Below are 19,309 nucleotides of genomic sequence, written 5' to 3'. Positions count from 1 at the left end.
GATCTGTTTCGGGGAACAATACTAAAATTCGCTGTTCGACCTCTGGCCACGGGCGTCCACCAGCGATTCGCCCGGCAGCGGATCCACCGGCCGGGTCACGCCCGGCAAGCGGCCGACGCCCTCCTGGCTGCCCCGGTGGCCGCCTCGCCACATCCATCCGGGGCGGCGGCACAGGGCGACGGCCGCGGAGCGCAGCGCATCCGGCTGCCCGGCAGCGATTGAGGGGCGGTGGAGTTGCACCGATGATGGACTGGTGGAGCAGGAGGCGCCCCGCGGACCGGGCGCGGAGGCCCCGTACGCGGTCTCCGCGGAGTTCTACGACGTCCTGCACGGCGCGGAGTACCGGCGCCAGGCACTGGCGCTGCGCGGTCCGGCCGCGGCCGCCCGGATCGGGATCGTGGAACTCGGCGCCGGCACCGGGCTGGTGACCGCAGTGCTGCTCGGCGCCTCGACCGTGCCGGTGCACGCGGTGGAGCCGGCCGCCGCGATGCGGGCGGTCCTGCTCTCCCGGCTGACCTCGGCCGGCAGCGAAGCGCTCGGGCGGGTGACGGTCCATCCCTGCCGGGCCCAGCAGCTCGCACTGTCGGCGGAGGCGGACCTGGCCGTCTGCCTCCGGGTGGTCGCCTGCCTGCCGCCCGCCGAGCGCCGAGAGGTCTGGCGCGCCCTCGCCGACTGCCTGCTGCCGGACGGCCTGCTGCTCGTGGACCGCCCGCCCGCCGCCCTGCTCGCCGGGGCCGGACACCACCGGGTCGGCGAGGCCCGGGTCGGAGCGGACGTCTACACCGCCTGGCTGACCGAGCGGCCGGAGCACGACCGCATCCGGCTCGACTACCTCTACCTGGTGCACCGGCGGGGCCGGGAGATCCGGCGGGCCCACGAGACCTTCCACCAGTGGCCGCTGGCCGACGACGAGTTGGCGAAGGAGCTGGCCGAGGCGGGCTTCGGCCCGGAGGACGGCTACCGCCCGGACGTGCTGCGGCTCCGGCGGCTGGCCTGACGGCCCCGGGCCGCCGCTACCGCTGCGAGCGCGAGCCGCTGAAGGACATCGCCAACGCGACCACCCAGCCGAGGAAGGTCCAACCCAGGAACAGGTTGATGACCAGCACGGACCCCTTGTTCAGGGTGCCGCGCAGGAAGGCGACCAGAGTCGGGACGAAGTACACCACCACCCCGGCGATCAGGAACACCGGCACTCCCCCGCTTCTCACCATGCTGCGAGCGTACAAGTCCCTTGCCGTGAAGGACAGATGGCGGAATGCGCGTTGTCGCACCGCAAGTGCGCACACCAGCCTCAGTCACCCAGTGTGCCCACCTCTTCACCAACCGGCACACCGGCCCCTACCATCGACTGCGGCCGGTCAGCCTCCCGAAAGGCGGCAGCAATGCCCACCATCAGCGTGGTCACCGTCGTGCCCGACGAACACCGCCTCCCGGAGGCGTACCACTCGCTGTCCGCCCAGCGGCTGCCCGACGGTTGGCAGTGGCAGTGGGTCCTCCAGGGCGTCCCGGACCTGCCTGCGGCCGGGCTGCCCGAGGACGGACGGATCTCCGCTGCAGCGCCGGCCTGCGACCGGGACGCTCTCACCCGCACCACCGGATGCCTGCTGCGGACCCTGGACGCCGACGGGCTGCTCCCGCAGGACGCGCTGACGCGGGACATCGAGCTCATGACCGCGCACCCCGAACTCGGCTGGTGCCTCTCTCCGGGCCTGGAGCTGCTGCCCGACGGGGCCAGGGCGGCCGCCCCCGACGGTCCACCGCCCGGTCCGATCGCACCGGGCGTACTGGCCGGCACTCTCCGCTCCGGCCAACTCCCCGCCCCGGGATCGGTGTTGACCGTACGGACCGAGCTGCTGCGCGCTCTCGGCGACCGGCTCGACCAGCCCGGCGGGGCGGAGCTCGGGCTGCTGCTGGCCTGCGAGGCCGTCGCCCAGGGCTGGATGCTCGCCGAGCCCGGCACGATCCACCGGACCGCCCGCCGGCTCCCACCCGGCGAAGGCGCAGTGGCCACGGCGCTCGGCCGGGCCGACGCGCTGCTGCGCACCGGCTGGCGCCGCCAGGGCCCGCCCGTGCTCAGCCGGTTCGAGCAGCAGCTCGGGCGGTCGTCGGATCCGCAGTGGTCCCACGACCACCGGGTGGAGATCCACAGCGCCGTGAACGCGGTGCTGCGCGAGGCCGACGACATCATGAAGCGACGCACCAGGAAGGGGCGTTGGACCCCACCGGGCGAAATCTCCGAGGGCGGCAGCAACATCGGCCTGGTGACGGCGGCCCGGGTCTGGGTGCTGGACCGCCTGGAGGCCCGGATCCACGCCGCGCGCGAGGTGCTCGACCAGGTCGAACGCGACAGCCGCGCCTACCGCGAGGCCGCCCAGCTGCGGGTGTAGCGCGTGAAGAGGAAGCCGTCCTCCTCCAGCACCGCGGCGAGGGCCATCGCGGTCCGGTCCGCCACACCCCGCTGCGCCAGGATGCGCGGACTCCCGCCCGCCGTGAGCAGCGGGGAGACGGTCAGGCAGAGCTCGTCCAGCAGCCCGGCCGCCCACAGCAGGCCGAGCAGCCGCGGACCGCCCTCACAGTGCACCCGACACAGCCCGCGCCTCGCCAACTCTCCCATCAACAGCGATGGTTCGACCTGCTCCTCGCCCGCGACGACCACCTCGGCGACCCGCTCCAGCGCCCGTCGGGCGGCGGCCGGTGCCTGCCGTGTGGTGATCACCAGGGTCCGTGCGCCGGGGGACGCCGCAGGGCGGGCGAAGAGGTCCGAGGCGGGATCGAGGTCCAGCCGGGCGCTCACCACCGCGATCGCGGGCGCCGGTCCCTGCCCGGCGGCCGACCTGGCACGCACCAGCTCCGGGTGCACCTCGGCAGGTCCGTACCCCTCGCTGCGCGCCGTCCCCGCACCGACCAGCACCACGTCGGCCAACGCCCTCAGCACGCCCAGCAGTTCCGCGTCCGCCGGCCCCGAGAGCCCGCCCGACCGCCCCTGCCACACCGCCGCCCCGTCCAGCGCCGACACCATGCACGCCCGCGCCCAGGGTCGCCCGGCCGCTGCCCCGGCCGGATAGCGGTACACCTCGGCCAGCCACCGGGCCCGGTCCGACTCCGGTGCCACCAGCACGGGTTGGGGGTACAGCCGCCTCATGTCGACCAGTCTGGCACCCTCACGTCCCGCCGTCGGCCACAGCCGGGCCGACGATGTGTCGATGCGTCGCCAATGCCCAGGTTCCGTGCGAGTTCGCCAGTCGGAATCGCGACAGATCCTTCGGTGCCTCAGCCGGCCGGGCTGAACCGCTCGGTGCCGACCACGTCGAGGAGGGCGAGGCGGCCGGCCGCGTCGGTGCCGGCCGGCGGGGTGTAGAGGACGAGGCGCTGGTCGCCCTCGGGGGCGAGCAGGACCTGGCAGTCGAGGTCGACGGGTCTTGCCGCCCACCCCGGGCACCCTGTGCCACGTCGACTACGACCTCCGCGTCGACATCCGCGCCCTGCTGCCCCGCATCCAGGCGGAGACCCTGGTCATCGGCTGCACCCAGGACGCCACCGTGCCCGTCGAGAACAGCAGGGCACTGCACGCGGCGATCGCGGACAGCCACTACGCCGAGATCGACGCCGGGCACGTGGCGCTCTTCGGGAAGCCCGAAGAGTTCGTCAAGCTGGTGGACGAGTTCACCCGATGAGCCACCGGAGGGCGGCGATCGGGGCCGCGCCCCGGGGCCGCTACTGCCGCTCCGTACCCACCTGCACCGGGCGGGTGCGGAGGCCGGGAGGGCGGCCGCGGCAAGGCTGAGCAGGATCGCTCCGGCGACCAGCGGCAGCGCGGTCCGCACCCCGGGGCTACCGGCACGGGGGTGCGCTACAGGCGGCCTCTCGGCGAGGTCCGGGGTGGGGGCGGCTCACTGCCTCCCGCCACCCGCGCCCCGGGGCAGCGTCCGGACGGGGTCCGCCGCGCACCGCCCGGCCACAGATTTGAACGCGTTCAATGTTAGGTTACGGTGTGCCGGGACGCCGCGGCGGCGCGCCGCTTCCGCCGCGCACCCGCCTTGGGGACCGCTGTGTCCGCAGGCCACCCGGACCGGTGGGGGCGAGTCACGACCGGTCCGTGCGGCGGGCGTCCTCCATCCGATGACTGACACGCAGGGGGAAGAGATGAGCACGGACGGATTCGCCGACTGGGTGGCGGAGTTCGAAGCCGAGAAGGAGCGCCGGGCCAGGGCCGGGGACCCTGACTGGTCACAAGGGGCCACCCTGCCGGCCGCCGTCTGGCACAGCCTCCAGCGCTTCCAGGTCGGCGAGGACGGGGACGGCCGGAACCTGATCAGCAAGGCCGACCAGGCCGGTGACGACACCTACGCCACCGCGGTCCGCCTGTTCATCGCGGAGGAGCAGAACCACGGGCGCCAGTTGGCCCGCCTGCTGGCGGCCGGTGGCTTCGCCATCCTGGAAGGCCACTGGAGTGACCGGATCTTCGTGTGGTTCCGCCGACTGCTGGGGATGCGCCTGGAGTTGATGGTCCTGATGATCGCCGAGCTGGTCGCCGTCGAGTACTACCGGACCGTCCGCGACGGGGCCGAGGACCCGCTGACCCGTGAGGTCACCGCCAGGATCCTGGCCGACGAACGGCGCCACATCCCCTTCCACTGCAAGCGCCTTAGCCACTCGATCGAGGAACTGCCCGCAGCCCTGCGACCCGTCACGGTGCTCGGCTGGCGCCTCCTGCTACTGGCCGCCACCCTCTTCGTCGCCCTGGACCACGGCCCGGCACTGAGCGCACTCCAGGTGCGGCGGACCCGCTTCCTCGCCCGCGTCATGCGCTCCTCGACGAGCGTCGCGGCGGCCATGCTCGGCAGGCACCGAGCCCGCACGGCGGGGGCCGCCTCGCAGCTTCCCCTCTCGGCCTGACGGTACGCGGGGCCCGGCGCCGAACCGCCGACGCCCCTTGCTCCGGCCCGTCCGGGGATCGACCTGACCATCGATCCCCGGACGGAAGTCGAACCGACTGGACGTCAGTTCTTCTTGGTGACTACACCCTTGGAGTCGTCAGGGCCGCCAGCGGCCCCGTTTCCGACACCACGCAGCACGATCGGCCATTCGCGGTGGAAGACCGGGAGCGGCAGGTCCTTCTCCAGGAGCGGGGTGCCGAGGATCGCGATGCGCGCCATCAGGGCTCCCTTGACGTCGAGCCCGCCGTACAGACCGAACTTCCCGTTGACGGTCGGCGCGGCACCGCTGGTGTCGATGGCGACCGAACCGTCGAGCGAGGTCCGCAGGTACGGCTCGATGGTCGCCTTCACGCCGACGGTGTCGTAGAGCGCGACCGATGCGTCGGCGACCAGCCCGGTACGCACCGAGGCGCTGCCGGCGAACTTGGCCCGGACCGGGGAGATCGTGGTGGTGCCGGGGTCGGTGGCCGTGGTCCAGCCGCTGCCCTTGGTGTAGTCGGCATGGATGCCCCAGCTGCCGGCGAGGTCCTGCTCGACGTCGACGGTGACGGTACCGTCCGCGGCGATCTCCGCGGCAAGGGTGAGATCCAGGTTCACCACGACGGGCAGCTGTCCGACCATCAGCACCGGGCTGGCGTTGAGCTTGGCGACCGGGATCCGGATCGGGGTGGCGGACGCGGTGAGTCCGGCGTTGACGTGCCAGTTGGCCTTCGCACCGAGATCGAAGCCGACCCGGGCCTGCTGGGGGCCGAGGATGCCGTGGCCACCCTGGTAGGAGAAGTCGACGGTCGGGTCGAGTTCCAGCGAGCCGGAGAGACCGACCGATGCTCCGTGCGGCAGCGGGATGGTGGTGTTCGCGTTCAGCTGCAGCCCCGCCGAGACGGAGCCGTTGCCGCCGCCGGGATGCGGGTCGAAGGACACCTTGAGGTCCTTGACCAGCGGCTCGACCTTGATGTTGTGCGAGTCGAGAGCGCTGCGGAGCTTGGCGGTGGTCTGGCCGAGCAGTTCGGAGATGGTGGCCGGGCGGGTGCTGACCGCCACCTTTCCGCCGTCGACCGGCCGCACGTCGGTGATCGCCACCAGCGCGCCGCGCGGCGCGGCCGACGACGGCGGGCTGTCGATCAGCTGACCGGCGCGGACACCGGCCACGGCAGCGGCCGCAGCGGCTTTGGCCGGGGCGGACGCGGAGGCCGAGGCCGAGACTGAGGCCGAGGCCAAGGCCTTGGCCGAGGCGGGCGCGGATGCCGATGCGGACGCCGAGGCCGGGGCTGACGCCGAGGTGCTGTGGCCGGGTGCGACCGCGGGCTTGTCGGCGACGGCGAGGACGGCCTCGCCGGTCCGCTGGTCGTAGGAGTCCAGCTTCAGGTCGGGAGTGCCGATCACGGCGGGCGCCCCGGACGGGGACGGGCTGGCCAGCGCCACGTTCGGCGCGCCGGTGGTGGCCTGGCCGGCCGCCGAGGTCTCCGCAGCCGGAGTTGCCAGCACCACCTTCGAGGCACCGGCCGTGTCCAGGCCGGTCACCTGACTCGAAGCGGTCCGGGCGATCGGGGCGGACGCGGCCTCGGCGGCCGTGGCCGCGGTATCGGCCGACCGGTCCGCCGGCGTGGTCGGATTGCAGCCGCAGACCGTGAACAACGCGGTTGCGGCGAGCGCGGGCAGCGCAAAGGTACGTATGGACAAGCTGGTGATCACCTTCGTCACGAGGGTAGGGAAGGCAGAACTTGCCTGCGCCGACATGCTACTGACAAGTAGTCAGCAAAGGTAAACCGCTGCTCAAGCAATGCTCAAGAGATCAGATCCACAGAGCATCGTGCGTAAACGATCTGATCCCTGCCGCCCCGTACGCCCGTCGACACCGCAGTGCACGATACGGCCCGACGGTCACCCCCGAGGCCGATGGGATCGCGTGTTCAGCTGTCGCGTACTCGCCCTGCCCGTCCGACAGTTGACCGCCGACCGTTCCTGGCCGGCCCGGGAGCGGTCGCCGCCGCACTGCTCACCTGGTCCGCCACCTCGGCCCCCGGCAGCACGGCACGAGCGACCGGAGGCCCCCACGACACGGCCAGCTTGGCCACGACGCCCCGCCGTGAGGCACCCCGGGACCGGCGAACCGGACGAACACGACTCGAAGCACTCGACCACGGTGTTCGTGCCGGCCGGCCTCGCCGGTCCGTTCACTCTCACTACCTCGCCCAGGCGACCAGGAGATCCGGGTGGCGGGCCCGGTGACCGTCCGTCAGCATCCTAGATTCGGGCCGGGGTCGACGCCGAGGATCCAGGTGAAGTTCTGGTACGCGTTGGTCCGGCTCTGCACCTGGGCGGGGTTGCCGCCGCTGGGTGGCCCGGTAGTAACCGCCGTTGGTGCACCGGACGATCGAGCCGGCCTGGTAGTACCGGCCGGCCAGCACTCATGACCGCTGCTGAGTCCGAGGCTTTCTCGAGTGCGACTCTTGAGGAGCACCTCTCGATGAGCAGGTGGGACTACCGCCCGGCGACGTCGAGGATGCGTTCAGCCACCAAAGCAGGCTGGTCGGTTGGCAGCGCGTGGCCAGCGCCGGGCACGATCTCCACCCGGGCCGGGGGCACGAGCCTGCCGAGGCGTTCGGCGACCTCGCGCGAGTCGTGCATGGCGCTGCGCGCCCCGAGCAGGAACAGCGATGGAACGCGCAAGCGGCGCAGTTCCTCGTCGGAGAAGACCGGGGGCACCGGGAGCGCGCGGCGGAACCCCATCGACGCTCGCATCAGGCTCATGAGCTCGCTCTCCAGGATGGCGGTGTTGCCGACCAGGCGAGCCAGACGGGGGCGGAGCGGACGCGGCGCCGCTGCGGCGAGCCCGCCGGCGATCAGCCAGGCGTAGAACCCGGGGCCAAAGTCGGCGAAGCCCGCCGGGTCCACCATGGTGAGAGAGGCGGTCCGGCCGGGGCGGTGGATCTGGTGGTTGAGCGCCAGCCAGCCGCCGTAGGAGCAGCCGACGACATGGGCCGCCGTCACGTCCAACGCGGCCAGGAGTTCGTCCAGCCAGGCCGCACCGTCCCGTCCGTCGCCGACCGGAGCGGTCTGCACGCTCGCGCCCGGCTCGCCGATCGTGTCGACGGCGATGACCGGACGGTGCCGTCCCAGCACGTCGATGTACCGATGCCACATCAGAGCGTTTCCGCCCGATCCCGGCAGTAGCACGATCGGTTCACCGCTCGGCGGCCCGGTCCGGTAGACGCGGGTGGTCCCGAAGGCGGTCGGTATGTCGAGCGCCGTCCGCGGCTCAGGCCACAGTTCCTCCAGGGTCCGCTCGTAGGCAGCCCGGAATCGGTCTCTGGCCTGGTCGTTCCTGAACTCGCTGATTCTCATGATACATGTGTATCACGGCATGATACGGGTGTACCAGGAGAGGGAGGTCGCATCATGACCGTGCGGGTGGATCACGAGGAGCGCAGGAGGCAGATCGCCGAGGCGCTGCTGCGCATCGCCGACACCCAGGGCCTGCAGTCGGCCAGCATGCGGGCGGTCGCCGCCGAAGCCGGCGTCTCACTGCGGCTGGTGCAGTACTACTTCACCACCAAGCAGGCGCTTCTGCTGGACGCGCTGGCCAGGCTCGGCACCCAACTCCAGGCCCGCATGGACAGCTGGATCAGGGCAGCGGGCTCCCCCGCCACACCGCGCAGCATCGTGACCGCGATCCTGTCGAGCATCCTGCCGACCGACCAGGAGAGCCGCCGGATCACCAGAACCTACGCCGCCTACTACACCCTGGTCCTCACCGATCCCGAACTGGTGGGGCAGCACGGCACATCCCAGCCCGACGTGCTCGAGGCCTTCCTCGCCAAGCAGATCCGCGCGGCCCAGCAGGCCGGGGAGATCGACCCCGACCGGAACCCCGAGATGACCGCGGCCGGACTGCTGGCCATGGTCAACGGCCTGGGCTCAAGCGTGTTGGGCTACCAGCGCACCGGCGAGGCCGCTCTGGCGATCCTCGACCACCACCTGGACGAGCTGTTCCGGTCGTCCTGAGGAACGGCGAGGGCCGACTCCGAGTCCGGCCCGGTGTCCCGGTTCAGAACGCCGATCGGGTCGGCCGTCGACGTGACGCACGGGCGCCAACGGGTCGGTGAGGCGCACCAGAGCGGACCGGATCCGACGGGCCCGGCCCTCGGTGCACCGATCGGGGATGTGGTCCGGCTCCACCCGGGCGATCTCACCGATCTCGGCGAGCGCCCTGGCCGGAATAGTCGCGGTGGCTGCGGTCCGGGCGTTGAAAGGGCTCGTCCGGGTAGTGCTGATGATCTTTCACTGAGTAGTGTGAATCACCGGACAGTGGGCAGCCGTTCGCACGCCGCCCTCGTGACTCCGCGCTTGACCGCTGACGCTTGCCATGCACGAAGACGTGTCTGCGGCGGATGGTGCGCCGCAGGACGACGTCTCGTTCCTCGGCCGCGAGGTGGCTCGCGGCGTCGGGAAGAGCGACGCGCGTGCCGCCGACGCCGCAGAGGACCAGAAAGTGAGTGTAGATAGATGCAACCGACGTTCGTACTGGTTCACGGAGCTTTCGCGAACTCCTTCTCCTTCGCGCCGCTCCAGGCCGAACTCGGCCTCCTCGGACACCGCTCGGTCGCCGTCGATCTTCCGGGGCACGGGTTCGCCGCGACGTACCCGCGGGCCTATCAGGCGCCGCAGGACCTCGGAGGGCTCGCCACCGCGCCCGGAGCCATCAAGGGCGTCACGCTCGCCGACAACGCCGCGCACCTCATCGGGATACTGGAGCGGGCCAAGCGGAACGGGCCCGTCATCCTCGTCTCGCACAGCCGCGGCGGCATGACGGCCACCGTCGCAGCCAACCGGCGGCCCGACCTGATCGACCGCATCGTCTACGTCTCCGCCTGGTGCCCCGTCGACCTCGACGTCAGCGCCTACTACGCCGAGCCCGAGATGGCCACGGTCGACGCCACCGGGCTGGCATCGGCGATGGTCGGGAACCCTGCCGAGCTCGGGCTGCTGCGCTCCAACTTCCGCACCGCCGACCCTGGCGTCCTCGCGGCCTTCAAGGCGGCGTTCCTCGCCGACGGGACGGACGAGGAGTTCATGGTTTTCCTCAACACCTTCCAGCCCGACGAGAACCTCGACGCCGGCACGCCCGATGACCGGGCGCAGCCCGACACCTGGGGGCGGATCCCCAAGACGTACGTCCGGCTGGCTGAGGACACCAGCGTGCCGCTCGCCATGCAGGACCGGATGATCCGCGAGGGCGACGCGCTGACGCCGGAGAACCCCTACGACGTCCGTACGCTCACCAGCAGCCACCTGAAGTGGCTGGTCGACCCGGCACCGGCGGCCCGAGTTCTGGGTGAAATCGCCGCGCTCTTGCCTGCCGAATCATGATCGGAGCCAGCTGAGGACAGCGGCGGCGGTGACAGTGCCGAGGTAGACGTCCCTCGTCTGTCATATCGGATAGCGACGGCTCTGAGCTGCTCGAGCTTGCCGATGGCTCTCTCCACCGTGTTGCGGTCCTTGTACCGGTCTCTGTCGAAGCCCGGAGGCCGTCCGCCGCGTGAACCCCGGCGCAGGCGGGCGGCCTTGTGGTCCTCCTTCTCCGTGTCAGTCCCCCCGGACCATTCCCCCACCGCCACGGGACGAGTGTGGTCCCGCCACGCACGCGATGGGGCCAGAACCCAAGACCTTCATCGGTCTTCTAGGCCAGCCCCCAGCCCAGCGCCCACGGAACGAACAGCAGACCGGTGGTGATCCGTGTCACCAGCACGGTCGAGGTCCGGGCGGGCAGCACACGTCGCTCGCGCCACGCCGCCACAGCCAGAGCCAGCGTGAGAGCGAGGACGGCGCCAGTGGCGACTTGGAGCAGCAGCCACAGTAGTGGGCGTCCGGCGATGACAGGGCCGATGGCCTTCGCGTCGGTGGCGAAGACGTACACCACGAACACCGGAGCCCCGACGACGGCTGCCGTGCCGAGCACGGACAGGTAGCGGGCCGGGCGGCGCAGCCGTGCGGGTGCTTGGCGGAGCGATCCGATCAGGGGGCTGCCGAGGAAGCCCGCCAGGAGGAGGGCTGCGGCTGCCCACCGCACGCTTGCCGACTCGTACCAGGGGCCGGAGTCGGCATCGCGGCTCAGGAGTGTTTGCGGCGGGGCCGGGGCAGCGGTGGACAGCGGCGGCTGCCCGGCGGCTACCTGCTTGGTCCACGAGGTCATCACGTCGAGGTATCCGGGGCCGAGCGCCCCGAGCGGGTGGCCCTGGAACGTCGGGCCGCCGAGGTTGTCGAAGCCGTCCGAACTGCGGTGCCCGTTGTGGCCTGCTCCGGGCACGAAGGCGATGGTGACGTGGTCGTTGCCGGCCTTGGCGAGTACGGTTCGGAAGACCTGTGAGCTCTCCTGCGGGGGAACCTTGGTGTCGTGCTCGCCCCACAGGGCAAGGACCGGCTGGCGCAGGTGCTCCAGTGCGGGAAGCGGGTCGTAGTCGGCGTCGGGGAACAGTCCTGCAGTGTCGAGCAGTTGGGCGCCTGGACCGCTGACGGCACCGAGCAGCGATCCGGGGGCGCCGCGGTGGGCGAGGTGGGTGTCGAGGTTCCATGCCTGGCTACGCAGCGGCGTCAGACCGGATCCGCCGATGGTGATCACGAAGGCCACGTCCGGAGAACTGGCTGCGGCAAGTGGCGCCACCCAGCCGCCCTCGCTGAAGCCCCACAGCCCGACCGCGGACGGCTGGACACCGGGGTGGGAGCGCAGCAGTTCCACCCCGGCCAACGCGTCGTCTGCGAGCAGCCGGAAGTCCCGGTGCAGCGTGGAGTAGCCGGTGGTCCGCTTGTCGTAGACCAGGGTCGCGATCCCGGCGCGCGCGAATCCCTCGGCCTCTGCGAGGTACTCCTCGCGCGGGCCCGGCCCGGAGCCGCCGACCAGCACGATGCCCGGAAGCGCGTCGTGGTGCGCTGCCGGTTCCAGGACCGTTCCGTGTAGCGTGAGCCCGCCGCCGCCCTGGAAGGTGACCTCGGTACGGGCCAGGTCATCGGCGGCACAAGCGGATTCGGCAGGCCAGAATGCGGCGGCCAGCAGGGCCAGCAGTAACGCCGTCAGGAAACGTCCGGCATTCCGGCGCGTGTGATCGACTGTCACGGAACACTCACTCCTCGACCGGGCCGGCGGACGCCCCGGAGGGCTCGTTGATCTCGGGGAAGCCGAGCATCCGGACGAGCACCGCGCGTGCGTCGGAACCGGCCTCCTCCACGGGACGCGAGTAGCGGTAGACCAGCGCGATGTACTCCTCGAAGAACCTGCGGAGTTCCTCCGGCGCGAGGCGCAACGTGGTGCGGGAGAAGATGAAGGCGTCGGCCCACGGCCCGATGGCATCCCGCTCCGCCTCGAACCGGGTGAACTGCTCGACGAGCTCGGCGAAGTTCAGCCGGTTCATCTCGGTGAGCGCGTCGCGCATCTGCGGTGTCTGTCGGCTGTGCGGCGGGAAGCGACGGTCCCCGGGGACCGCCCGCCACCAGCGCTCCCGCCCCTTGGCCAGTTCGGGGACCTCCTCGATGAACCCGTGCAGGGCCATCTGCCGCAGGTGGTAGCTGATCAGGCCGGTGCTCTCGCCGAGCGTCGCCGCGAGAGCGGCCGAGTTGGCGGGACCGTGCCGCAATTGTTGCTCGATCCGCTGCCTCATCGGGTGCGCCAGCACCTTCAGCGCGGCAACGTCAGTGATCTCCTGAGGCGGGGGCTGGACTGTCATGCCGCTCAACCTACAGAGTTGCAAAGGCGCCTTGCAAGTACTCTTTGCAATCTGACGGCAGCGGACAGCAGGTGGCCGGAACCACGGCCGAGGAGTGCGTCACCCGGAACGTCATCGAGCGCGCCGGGCTCCGGCACACCGGGTTCCCGACCGGTCCGGACATCGAGGGACCGCACTCGCGCATGTACGAGGCCTTCTACTGCTTGATCGACCCACCGCGCGACTACAGCGTCTACGACATGTCCTGGGCGGGCCCGGCGGCCGCTCTGGTGTCGACCATGGAGGATCTCAACCGTTTCTACGCTCTGCTGCTCGACGGCATGTCCGTCGCGCCAAGTCCGTTGGCAGCGACGCGTTCACGCCCGTCTCCCTCCGCCGGCCCCCTCGGTTCCGAACCTAGACGGCGACCGGACCATGCGTAAGGACCGCTTCCATGCTGGATTCCTGGGCCGGTTCCCGGACCGATCCGCCCCTCGACCTCGACGGACCGGGCGGACGCCGGTCCGGCCCGGGAGGCGGGACGGTGGTGGTCGCGGGGGAGTCGGCGGCGCCGCCGACTCGGCTCAGCCACACGAAGGTCAGGCCGGTCCCGACCGACGCGGGCTACCTGGTGGCGAACAGCGCGCGCAGGTGCCTGCCGTTCGCGATCGCGACGACACCCGCCAGCAACATCCCGCAGACGCCCTGCTCGAGCCTCATCCACACCGGTAGGAAGCCCGGCAGCGAGACGAGGACCGCGATGGCCACCGTCATGACGCCCGAGGCGATCCGCAGCCGGAGGTACGCCCGGCGGCGGCCGCGGGAGGCGCCGACGGCGAAGGCGAGCATCAGCAGGGAGGTGAGGGCGACGATCCCGCCCCGGATCCAGACCGTCCGGTTCACCAGCCCGGTGTCGTGGCGGAGCAGGTAGACGGCCCCTAGGGTGAGCACGCTGATCGCGGCGTAGCCGCCGATCAGGCGCTTCATGGTGCGAAACGCCGTCAGGGTGGGTGGGTGGTCCAGAGCTTCGTCGGCCGTCGCTGCGGGCCGCGGTGTGCGGATGTTCATCTGGCCTTCTCCTTTCCGGCTGGACGGCCTCCAGCGTCGCAACACCGCGGCAGGCCGCGCATCAGCCGATCCCATGGGACCGCGGCTGGACCGGCCGACCAACCGGACGGCTGAGGCGGTCCACCGATCGGCTGACCGCGGCGCCGGCACGGCCCCGGGCACCGCAGCCCGTCACCATCAGGCCGTACGACCTCACGCCCAGCAAGCCGTACGGCCTCACAGCCTCAGACCGACCGGTCGGCGCGACCCACCGAGCCTCCGGACAGGGGGCCGCCCGAGGGCCCGTGAAGAGGTCAATTACCATCGGCGGGTGCCCAGCCTGACCGGATTTCCGCTGCAGATCATCGCCACCGTCCTGGCGATCGCCGTCTTCGCCGCCACGATGTGGCTCTGGCCCCGCCTGAGCGGGGGGAGTTGGCGGGCCTGGCTGGGCAGGATCGGCGCCTTCCTCGTGACCCAGGTCGCGGTACTGGCCGCGCTCGCGCTGGTGGCCAACTCGTACTTCGGCTTCTACAGCACCTGGAGCGACCTGCTCGGCCTGGACGGCGCCCCCGGCACGGTGGTCGACCACAAGCCGGGCGGCAAGGCGATCTCGGTGACCGGCGAGCAGAAGATGTACTCCTCTCAGGGCTCGGCCAAGGACCGCTCCGGCCTGATCCAGCAGGTCCAGATCCAGGGCGCGGCCTCGGGCATGGCCGGCAAGGCGTACGTCTACCTGCCGCCGCAGTACTTCCAGCCGGAGTACGTCGGGCAGCGGTTCCCGATGGCCCTGGTACTCTCCGGGTACCCGGGCTCGGCCGAGAAGCTGATCAGCCTGCTGCAGTACCCGGCCTCCACGCTCAAGGCGATCGAGGCCAAGCAACTGCCGCCCACCGTACTGGTGATGATGCAGCCGACGCTGTCCGGCAACCGCGACACCGAGTGCATGGACATCCCCGGCGGGCCCAAGGTCGAGACCTTCTTCACCGAGGACCTGCCGAAGGCGATGGCCACCGACTACCGGGTGCTGGACCGGCCCGACGCGCGCGCGGCGATGGGTGACTCCACCGGCGGGTACTGCGCGCTGAAGTTCGCGCTGCGCAAGCCCGACGCGTACCGGGCGGCCGCCTCGTACTCCGCCTACTACAGCGTCTCCAACGACCCCACCACCGGTGACCTGTTCGGCGGCAGCGCCGAGCTCAAGCGGGAGAACGACCTGCTGTGGCGGCTGAAGAACAAGCCCGCCGAGCCCGTCTCGCTGCTGCTGGCGACCAGCCCCAACGAGGAGAACTACGCCGCGACCCAGAAGATGGTCGCCGCGTTCAGGGCCCCGACCGCGATGTCCACCATCACCCTGAACAGCGGCGGCCACAACTTCCACACCTGGACCCGCGAGATCCCGCCCGCCCTGGAGTGGCTGGGCAAGCGGATCACCCCGCCGCAGCCCGCGAAGTCCGCGTAGTAGCCGGCCCTTCGGCCCCGGTACGGCACGGCCATCCCCACGCTGCCAGCCGGTGGGCTCGCACCAGCCCGGGGGGCGATCCCCGACCGTCCGGCCCGGGCGAGATCACACCACGCTCATAGCTGGGACTCATGGGAATCTCAGTGACGGCCCCGAGCGTGGTGCCATGACCTCGACCAGTTCCGCTCCTCCGACCGACGAACCGTGGCCCGAGGCTGCGAACTACCCGCCGCCAGAGCCCCCGGCGAGCGGTACGAGCGTCACAGCCGGACAACCGCTCTTCCCCCCGGTCGAGTTGCCCGCCCCCGGCCCCAAGGGCCTGGCGTCCTGGGGCGGCCGGCTGCGGACCCTGCCCGCCCGGGCCTGGCGCGGCCGCCCGGACGACCCCCGCTGGGCCCGCCCCGCGCTGCTCGCCCTGCTGGCGGCGACCGCCGTGCTCTACCTGTGGAACATCTCGGTCTCCGGCTGGGCCAACTCCTTCTACTCGGCCGCCGTCCAGGCGGGCACCCAGAGCTGGAAGGCGTTCTTCTACGGCTCCTCGGACGCCGCGAACTTCATCACCGTCGACAAGCCCCCGATGTTCCTGTGGCCGATGGAGCTCTCGGCCCGCGTTTTCGGGCTCGACTCGTTCGGCATCCTCGCCCCGCAGGCGCTGATGGCGGTGGCCACGGTCGCCACGGTGTACGCGACGGTGCGCCGGCGCTTCTCGCCGCTGGGCGGCCTGGTCGCGGGTGCGGCGATGGCGCTCACCCCGGTCGCCGCGCTGATGTTCCGCTTCAACAACCCTGACGCGCTGCTGGTGCTGCTGCTCTCGCTCGCCGCGTACGGGCTGGTGCGGGCCACCGAGACCGCGAGCGCCCGGTGGCTGGTCTTCACCGGGACGATGTTCGGCTTCGCCTTCCTCACCAAGACGCTGGCGGCCTTCCTGGTCCTGCCCGCCTTCGCGCTGATCCACCTGGTGGCCGCACCAGCCGGCCTCTGGCACCGGGTACGCCAACTGCTGCTCGGCGGGCTGGCGTTGGTGCTCTCGGCCGGCTGGTGGGTCGCGATCGTCGAGCTGGTTCCGGCCTCCTCCCGGCCGTACATCGGCGGCTCGCAGGACAACAGCTTCATCTCGGTCGCGCTCGGCTACAACGGCCTGGGCCGACTGACCGGCAACGAGACCGGCAGCGTCGGCGGTGGCGGCCCCGCGGGCGGCGGCGGAGGCGGAGGCGGCCACTGGGGCAGCACCGGCATCACCCGGCTCTTCGGCACCGACATCGGCGGCCAGATCGCCTGGCTGATCCCGGCCGCGCTGGTGCTGCTGGCGCTCGGCCTCTGGGCGACCCGGCGCCACCCCCGCACCGACGGCGCCCGGACCGCCTTCCTGGTCTGGGGCAGCTGGCTGGTCTGCACCGGACTGGTCTTCAGCTTCATGTCCGGGATCTTCCACCAGTACTACACCGTCGCCCTCTCCCCCGCCGTCGCCGCGCTGGTCGGCATGGGCGTGGACGGGCTGTGGCGAGCCCGCAAGCAACTGCCGTACGCGGCGCTGCTGGCCGTGGTGACGGCCGGGACGGCGGTGTGGTCCTACGTACTGCTGGGACGCAGCTCGTCCTTTCTGCCGTGGCTGCGGTGGGCCGTCCTGGTCGGCGGTCTGCTGGCGGCGGCCGCACTGCTGCTGGCGGGCCGACTGGCCGGGCGGGTGGCCGCGGTGGCCGGCCTGGCCGGCCTGGCCACCGCCCTCGGCGGGCCGACGGCGTACGCACTGGACACCGTGTCGACCGCGCACACCGGCTCGATCGTGACCGCCGGGCCCCGGGTGGCTAGCGGCGACGGCTTCGGACGCGGCGGGCGCGGCTTCCCGGGCGGCTTCCCCGGCGGCTTCCCCGGCGGCTCTCCCGGTGGACAGCGCGGCGGCCGGGCGGGCGGCCAGAACGGCTCCTTCCCGGGTGGCATGGGCGGCGGCTTCCCCGGCGGCGGAACGGGCGGCGGCGGAACGGGCGGGCTGCTCAACGGTGCCCGGGTCAGCAGCCAGCTCGCCGACCTGCTCGAGCAGAACGCCGGCTCGTACACCTGGGTTGCGGCCACCGTCGGTTCGCAGAACCAGGCCAGCTACCAACTCGCCACCGGAAAGCCGGTGATGGCCCTCGGTGGCTTCAACGGCACCGATCCCTCGCTGAGTTTGGCGGCCTTCCAGCAGTACGTGAAGGAGGGCAGGATCCACTACTTCATCGGCTCCGGCGAGGGCGCCGGCATGGGCGCAGCGGCCGGGGGCAGGAGCGGGGACAACGGCGCCGGCGAGAGCTCCCGCTTCAACGGCGGCTTCACGCGCGGCGGTTCGAACTCGCAGTCCAACCAGATCGCCGCCTGGGTGGCCGCCCACCACACCGCCAGGACCGTCGGCAACACCACGGTCTACGACCTGACGGCGCCGGCCACCGGCTGAAGCACCACCCGTTGACCGCCCTGGGCCCACCGGCTCTCCCCGCCGGTGGGCCCTCGGCCGTCCTCGCGAGGGCACCTGGACGATCCCCGCTGGGCCCACCCCTCCTTCGGCCTCACCCTGTCGCGGGTCGGGCGGCCAGTCGACCCGGCCGGCCACCGCCGGGCGACCCGCCGGTCACCGCCCCGTAGCCGCTATCCCTCCCGGGTGGCCGCGACCACCTGGGTCATCGCCAGCAGGAAGCGTCTGGCCACCGCCAGTTCCGCGGCGTCGAAGTCGCCGAGCGCCGTCACCATCCCGTTGATCAGCGGACCGAAGAACGACTGCCCGAGTTCCATCGCCCCTTCCTCGACCACGAGCAGCACCCGGCGGCGGTCCCGGGTGTCCCGCACCCGGCGGATGTGGCCGAGCCGCTCCAGCCGGTCGACCAGGGCCGTCGTCCCGGCGGAGTTGAGGCGCAGTTGCTCGCCCAGCCGGCCGGGCGTCACCTCGGTTCCGGCGCGTGCGGCGTCCAGCAGGTGGATCAGGGCACGCAGGTCGGTCGGGTGCAGCCCGTGCAGGTTCGCGAACTCGCCGCCGAGCAGGTCGAGTTCGACGGTGAGCGCGCGCAGCAGGTGCACCAGTTGCATCGAGCTGTCGACGGCACCCGTCGAGCCCTGCTCCGTTCCCATGTTCCTTCTTCCGTCCGCTCGGGCCCGTCCGGGCTTCCACGGGGGCACCGATGGATCTAATATCTCGCTGAGCGAGAGTATTGCTCATCGAGAATGTTGCTTGACAGGTGGATTCTGCCAGATCTGGGGGTTGCAGCATGAGTACACGACCGGCCGGCCCGCCCGCCTTCGGAACGCCCGAGGCCGAGACCGCCTTCTTCTCCGCGTACGAAGCCGCACTGGCCCGCTGGCCGGTCCCGCCCACGCCGATCACCGCCTGCTCCGAGTTCGGAACCACCCGGCTCAACGCCTGTGGCCCCGAGGACGGCCGCCCGGTGGTGCTGCTGTCCGGCGGCGGCGCCACCTCGGCGGTCTGGTACGCCAACGTCGCGGCACTCGCGGCCACCCACCGCGTGTACGCGGTCGACCTCATCGGCGATCCGGGCCGAAGCGTCCACGACGGGCGCCCGATCCGGCACGCCGAGGACATGACGGCATGGCTGGACACCGTCCTCGACCACCTTGGCCTGGACTCGACCGCCGTGGTGGGCCACTCCTACGGCGGCTGGATCGCGCTCACCTACGCGTTGCACGCCCCGCACCGGGTGGAGCGGCTCGCCCTGCTGGACCCGACACAGTGCTTCGCCGGGTACCGGCTCGGCTACCTGCTGCGGGCCCTTCCGATGCTGCTCCGGCCGACGGCCGCCAGCGCCCGCGCCTTCATCGACTGGGAGACCGGCGGTGCGCCCGCCCGAGGGCTGATCGACCCCGCCTGGTCGACCGTGCATGCGCTCGGCACGGCGCACTTCCCGACATCCAAGCCGGTCACCGGCCCGCGCCCCGCCATCGAGCAGCTGCGCTCGCTCGGCAGTCCGACCCTGGTCCTGACGGCGGAGCTGAGCCACCCCCACCGGAGCGCCCGAGTCGCCGAGCGTGCACGGGCGTTGCTACCGAACGCCGAGGTCGCCGTGCTGCCCGGCGTCTCGCACCACGCGGCGCCGATGGCCGACCCCGCTCCACTGAACGACCACCTGACCCGTTTCCTCAACAGCCCGGCACAGACCGCCCCCACCGCGTGACCGGGCCCCGCC

The 19,309-nt window shown here is 71.8% G+C and carries 17 protein-coding genes and 1 pseudogene; 10 read left to right on the top strand and 8 right to left on the bottom strand.

Features of this window, described 5'->3' with window-relative positions:
- The first annotated feature begins 253 nt into the window (after positions 1-253).
- Entirely contained in the window at positions 254-997 is a 744-nt protein-coding gene (locus ACZ5ON_RS02130) for a class I SAM-dependent methyltransferase (protein ID WP_465583792.1), read from the top strand.
- A 16-nt stretch (positions 998-1,013) separates the two neighbouring features.
- Here the strand turns inward: ACZ5ON_RS02130 and ACZ5ON_RS02125 are convergent, their stop codons facing one another.
- Entirely contained in the window at positions 1,014-1,211 is a 198-nt protein-coding gene (locus ACZ5ON_RS02125; protein ID WP_465583789.1) for a superinfection immunity protein, read from the bottom strand.
- A 171-nt stretch (positions 1,212-1,382) separates the two neighbouring features.
- Here ACZ5ON_RS02125 and ACZ5ON_RS02120 point away from each other — a divergent pair, with 171 nt between their 5' ends.
- Entirely contained in the window at positions 1,383-2,387 is a 1,005-nt protein-coding gene (locus tag ACZ5ON_RS02120; protein ID WP_465583786.1) for a hypothetical protein, read from the top strand.
- Here ACZ5ON_RS02120 and ACZ5ON_RS02115 read toward each other — a convergent pair.
- Positions 2,357-3,142, bottom strand: a complete 786-nt coding sequence (locus tag ACZ5ON_RS02115; protein ID WP_465583783.1) for a pyrimidine reductase family protein — start codon at positions 3,140-3,142, stop codon at positions 2,357-2,359. The two genes, ACZ5ON_RS02120 and ACZ5ON_RS02115, sit on opposite strands and share 31 nt — an antisense overlap.
- Before the next feature lie 277 nt (positions 3,143-3,419).
- Here ACZ5ON_RS02115 and ACZ5ON_RS02110 point away from each other — a divergent pair, with 277 nt between their 5' ends.
- Positions 3,420-3,674, top strand: a complete 255-nt coding sequence (locus ACZ5ON_RS02110) for an alpha/beta fold hydrolase (protein WP_465583780.1) — start codon at positions 3,420-3,422, stop codon at positions 3,672-3,674.
- Between the two features lie 469 nt (positions 3,675-4,143).
- The gene (locus ACZ5ON_RS02105; protein WP_465583777.1) at positions 4,144-4,896 is read left to right on the top strand and encodes a ferritin-like domain-containing protein; all 753 of its coding nucleotides are present in this window, start codon (positions 4,144-4,146) and stop codon (positions 4,894-4,896) included.
- 104 nt (positions 4,897-5,000) lie between these two features.
- On the opposite strand, the gene ACZ5ON_RS02100 is transcribed toward ACZ5ON_RS02105, so the two are convergent.
- Positions 5,001-6,617 (bottom strand): hypothetical protein, encoded by a 1,617-nt coding sequence (locus tag ACZ5ON_RS02100; protein WP_465583774.1) that lies wholly within the window; start codon positions 6,615-6,617, stop codon positions 5,001-5,003.
- 801 nt (positions 6,618-7,418) lie between these two features.
- Positions 7,419-8,282, bottom strand: a complete 864-nt coding sequence (locus tag ACZ5ON_RS02095; RefSeq protein WP_465583770.1) for an alpha/beta fold hydrolase — start codon at positions 8,280-8,282, stop codon at positions 7,419-7,421.
- Positions 8,283-8,342: 60 nt separating this feature from the next.
- Between ACZ5ON_RS02095 and ACZ5ON_RS02090 the strand changes: the two genes are divergently transcribed.
- Complete coding sequence (locus tag ACZ5ON_RS02090; RefSeq protein ID WP_465583980.1) at positions 8,343-8,942, top strand: TetR/AcrR family transcriptional regulator; 600 nt, start codon at positions 8,343-8,345, stop codon at positions 8,940-8,942.
- A 501-nt stretch (positions 8,943-9,443) separates the two neighbouring features.
- On the top strand, positions 9,444-10,307 hold the full coding sequence (locus tag ACZ5ON_RS02085) for an alpha/beta fold hydrolase (RefSeq protein ID WP_465583767.1): 864 nt from the start codon (positions 9,444-9,446) through the stop codon (positions 10,305-10,307).
- A gap of 310 nt (positions 10,308-10,617) precedes the next feature.
- Here the strand turns inward: ACZ5ON_RS02085 and ACZ5ON_RS02080 are convergent, their stop codons facing one another.
- Together ACZ5ON_RS02080 and ACZ5ON_RS02075 are read right to left on the bottom strand one after the other, a co-directional pair.
- Entirely contained in the window at positions 10,618-12,048 is a 1,431-nt protein-coding gene (locus ACZ5ON_RS02080) for an alpha/beta hydrolase family protein (protein WP_465583763.1), read from the bottom strand.
- Positions 12,049-12,055: 7 nt separating this feature from the next.
- On the bottom strand, positions 12,056-12,655 hold the full coding sequence (locus ACZ5ON_RS02075) for an ArsR/SmtB family transcription factor (protein WP_465583759.1): 600 nt from the start codon (positions 12,653-12,655) through the stop codon (positions 12,056-12,058).
- 65 nt (positions 12,656-12,720) lie between these two features.
- Between ACZ5ON_RS02075 and ACZ5ON_RS02070 the strand changes: the two are divergent.
- Positions 12,721-13,011, top strand: a pseudogene (locus ACZ5ON_RS02070) (serine hydrolase); the annotation flags it as partial.
- 247 nt (positions 13,012-13,258) lie between these two features.
- Here ACZ5ON_RS02070 and ACZ5ON_RS02065 read toward each other — a convergent pair.
- Entirely contained in the window at positions 13,259-13,702 is a 444-nt protein-coding gene (locus ACZ5ON_RS02065) for a hypothetical protein (RefSeq protein ID WP_465583753.1), read from the bottom strand.
- Between the two features lie 310 nt (positions 13,703-14,012).
- On the opposite strand from ACZ5ON_RS02065, the gene ACZ5ON_RS02060 reads away from it, so the two are divergent.
- Both ACZ5ON_RS02060 and ACZ5ON_RS02055 read left to right on the top strand, forming a co-directional pair.
- A complete protein-coding gene (locus ACZ5ON_RS02060) occupies positions 14,013-15,143 on the top strand; it encodes an alpha/beta hydrolase (protein ID WP_465583750.1) in 1,131 nt (376 codons plus the stop codon).
- 166 nt (positions 15,144-15,309) lie between these two features.
- Positions 15,310-17,571: a glycosyltransferase family 39 protein gene (locus ACZ5ON_RS02055; RefSeq protein WP_465583746.1), complete on the top strand. Its 2,262-nt coding sequence runs from the start codon at positions 15,310-15,312 to the stop codon at positions 17,569-17,571.
- A 191-nt stretch (positions 17,572-17,762) separates the two neighbouring features.
- On the opposite strand, the gene ACZ5ON_RS02050 is transcribed toward ACZ5ON_RS02055, so the two are convergent.
- Positions 17,763-18,239: a MarR family transcriptional regulator gene (locus tag ACZ5ON_RS02050; protein ID WP_465583743.1), complete on the bottom strand. Its 477-nt coding sequence runs from the start codon at positions 18,237-18,239 to the stop codon at positions 17,763-17,765.
- Positions 18,240-18,376: 137 nt separating this feature from the next.
- Here ACZ5ON_RS02050 and ACZ5ON_RS02045 point away from each other — a divergent pair, with 137 nt between their 5' ends.
- Entirely contained in the window at positions 18,377-19,297 is a 921-nt protein-coding gene (locus ACZ5ON_RS02045; RefSeq protein ID WP_465583738.1) for an alpha/beta fold hydrolase, read from the top strand.
- Positions 19,298-19,309: the final 12 nt, after the last annotated feature.

Source organism: Kitasatospora sp. NPDC032150 (genome assembly GCF_055579945.1).
Note: the sequence above shows the minus strand (reverse complement) of the source record. Positions and strands in the feature narration are given on the sequence as shown.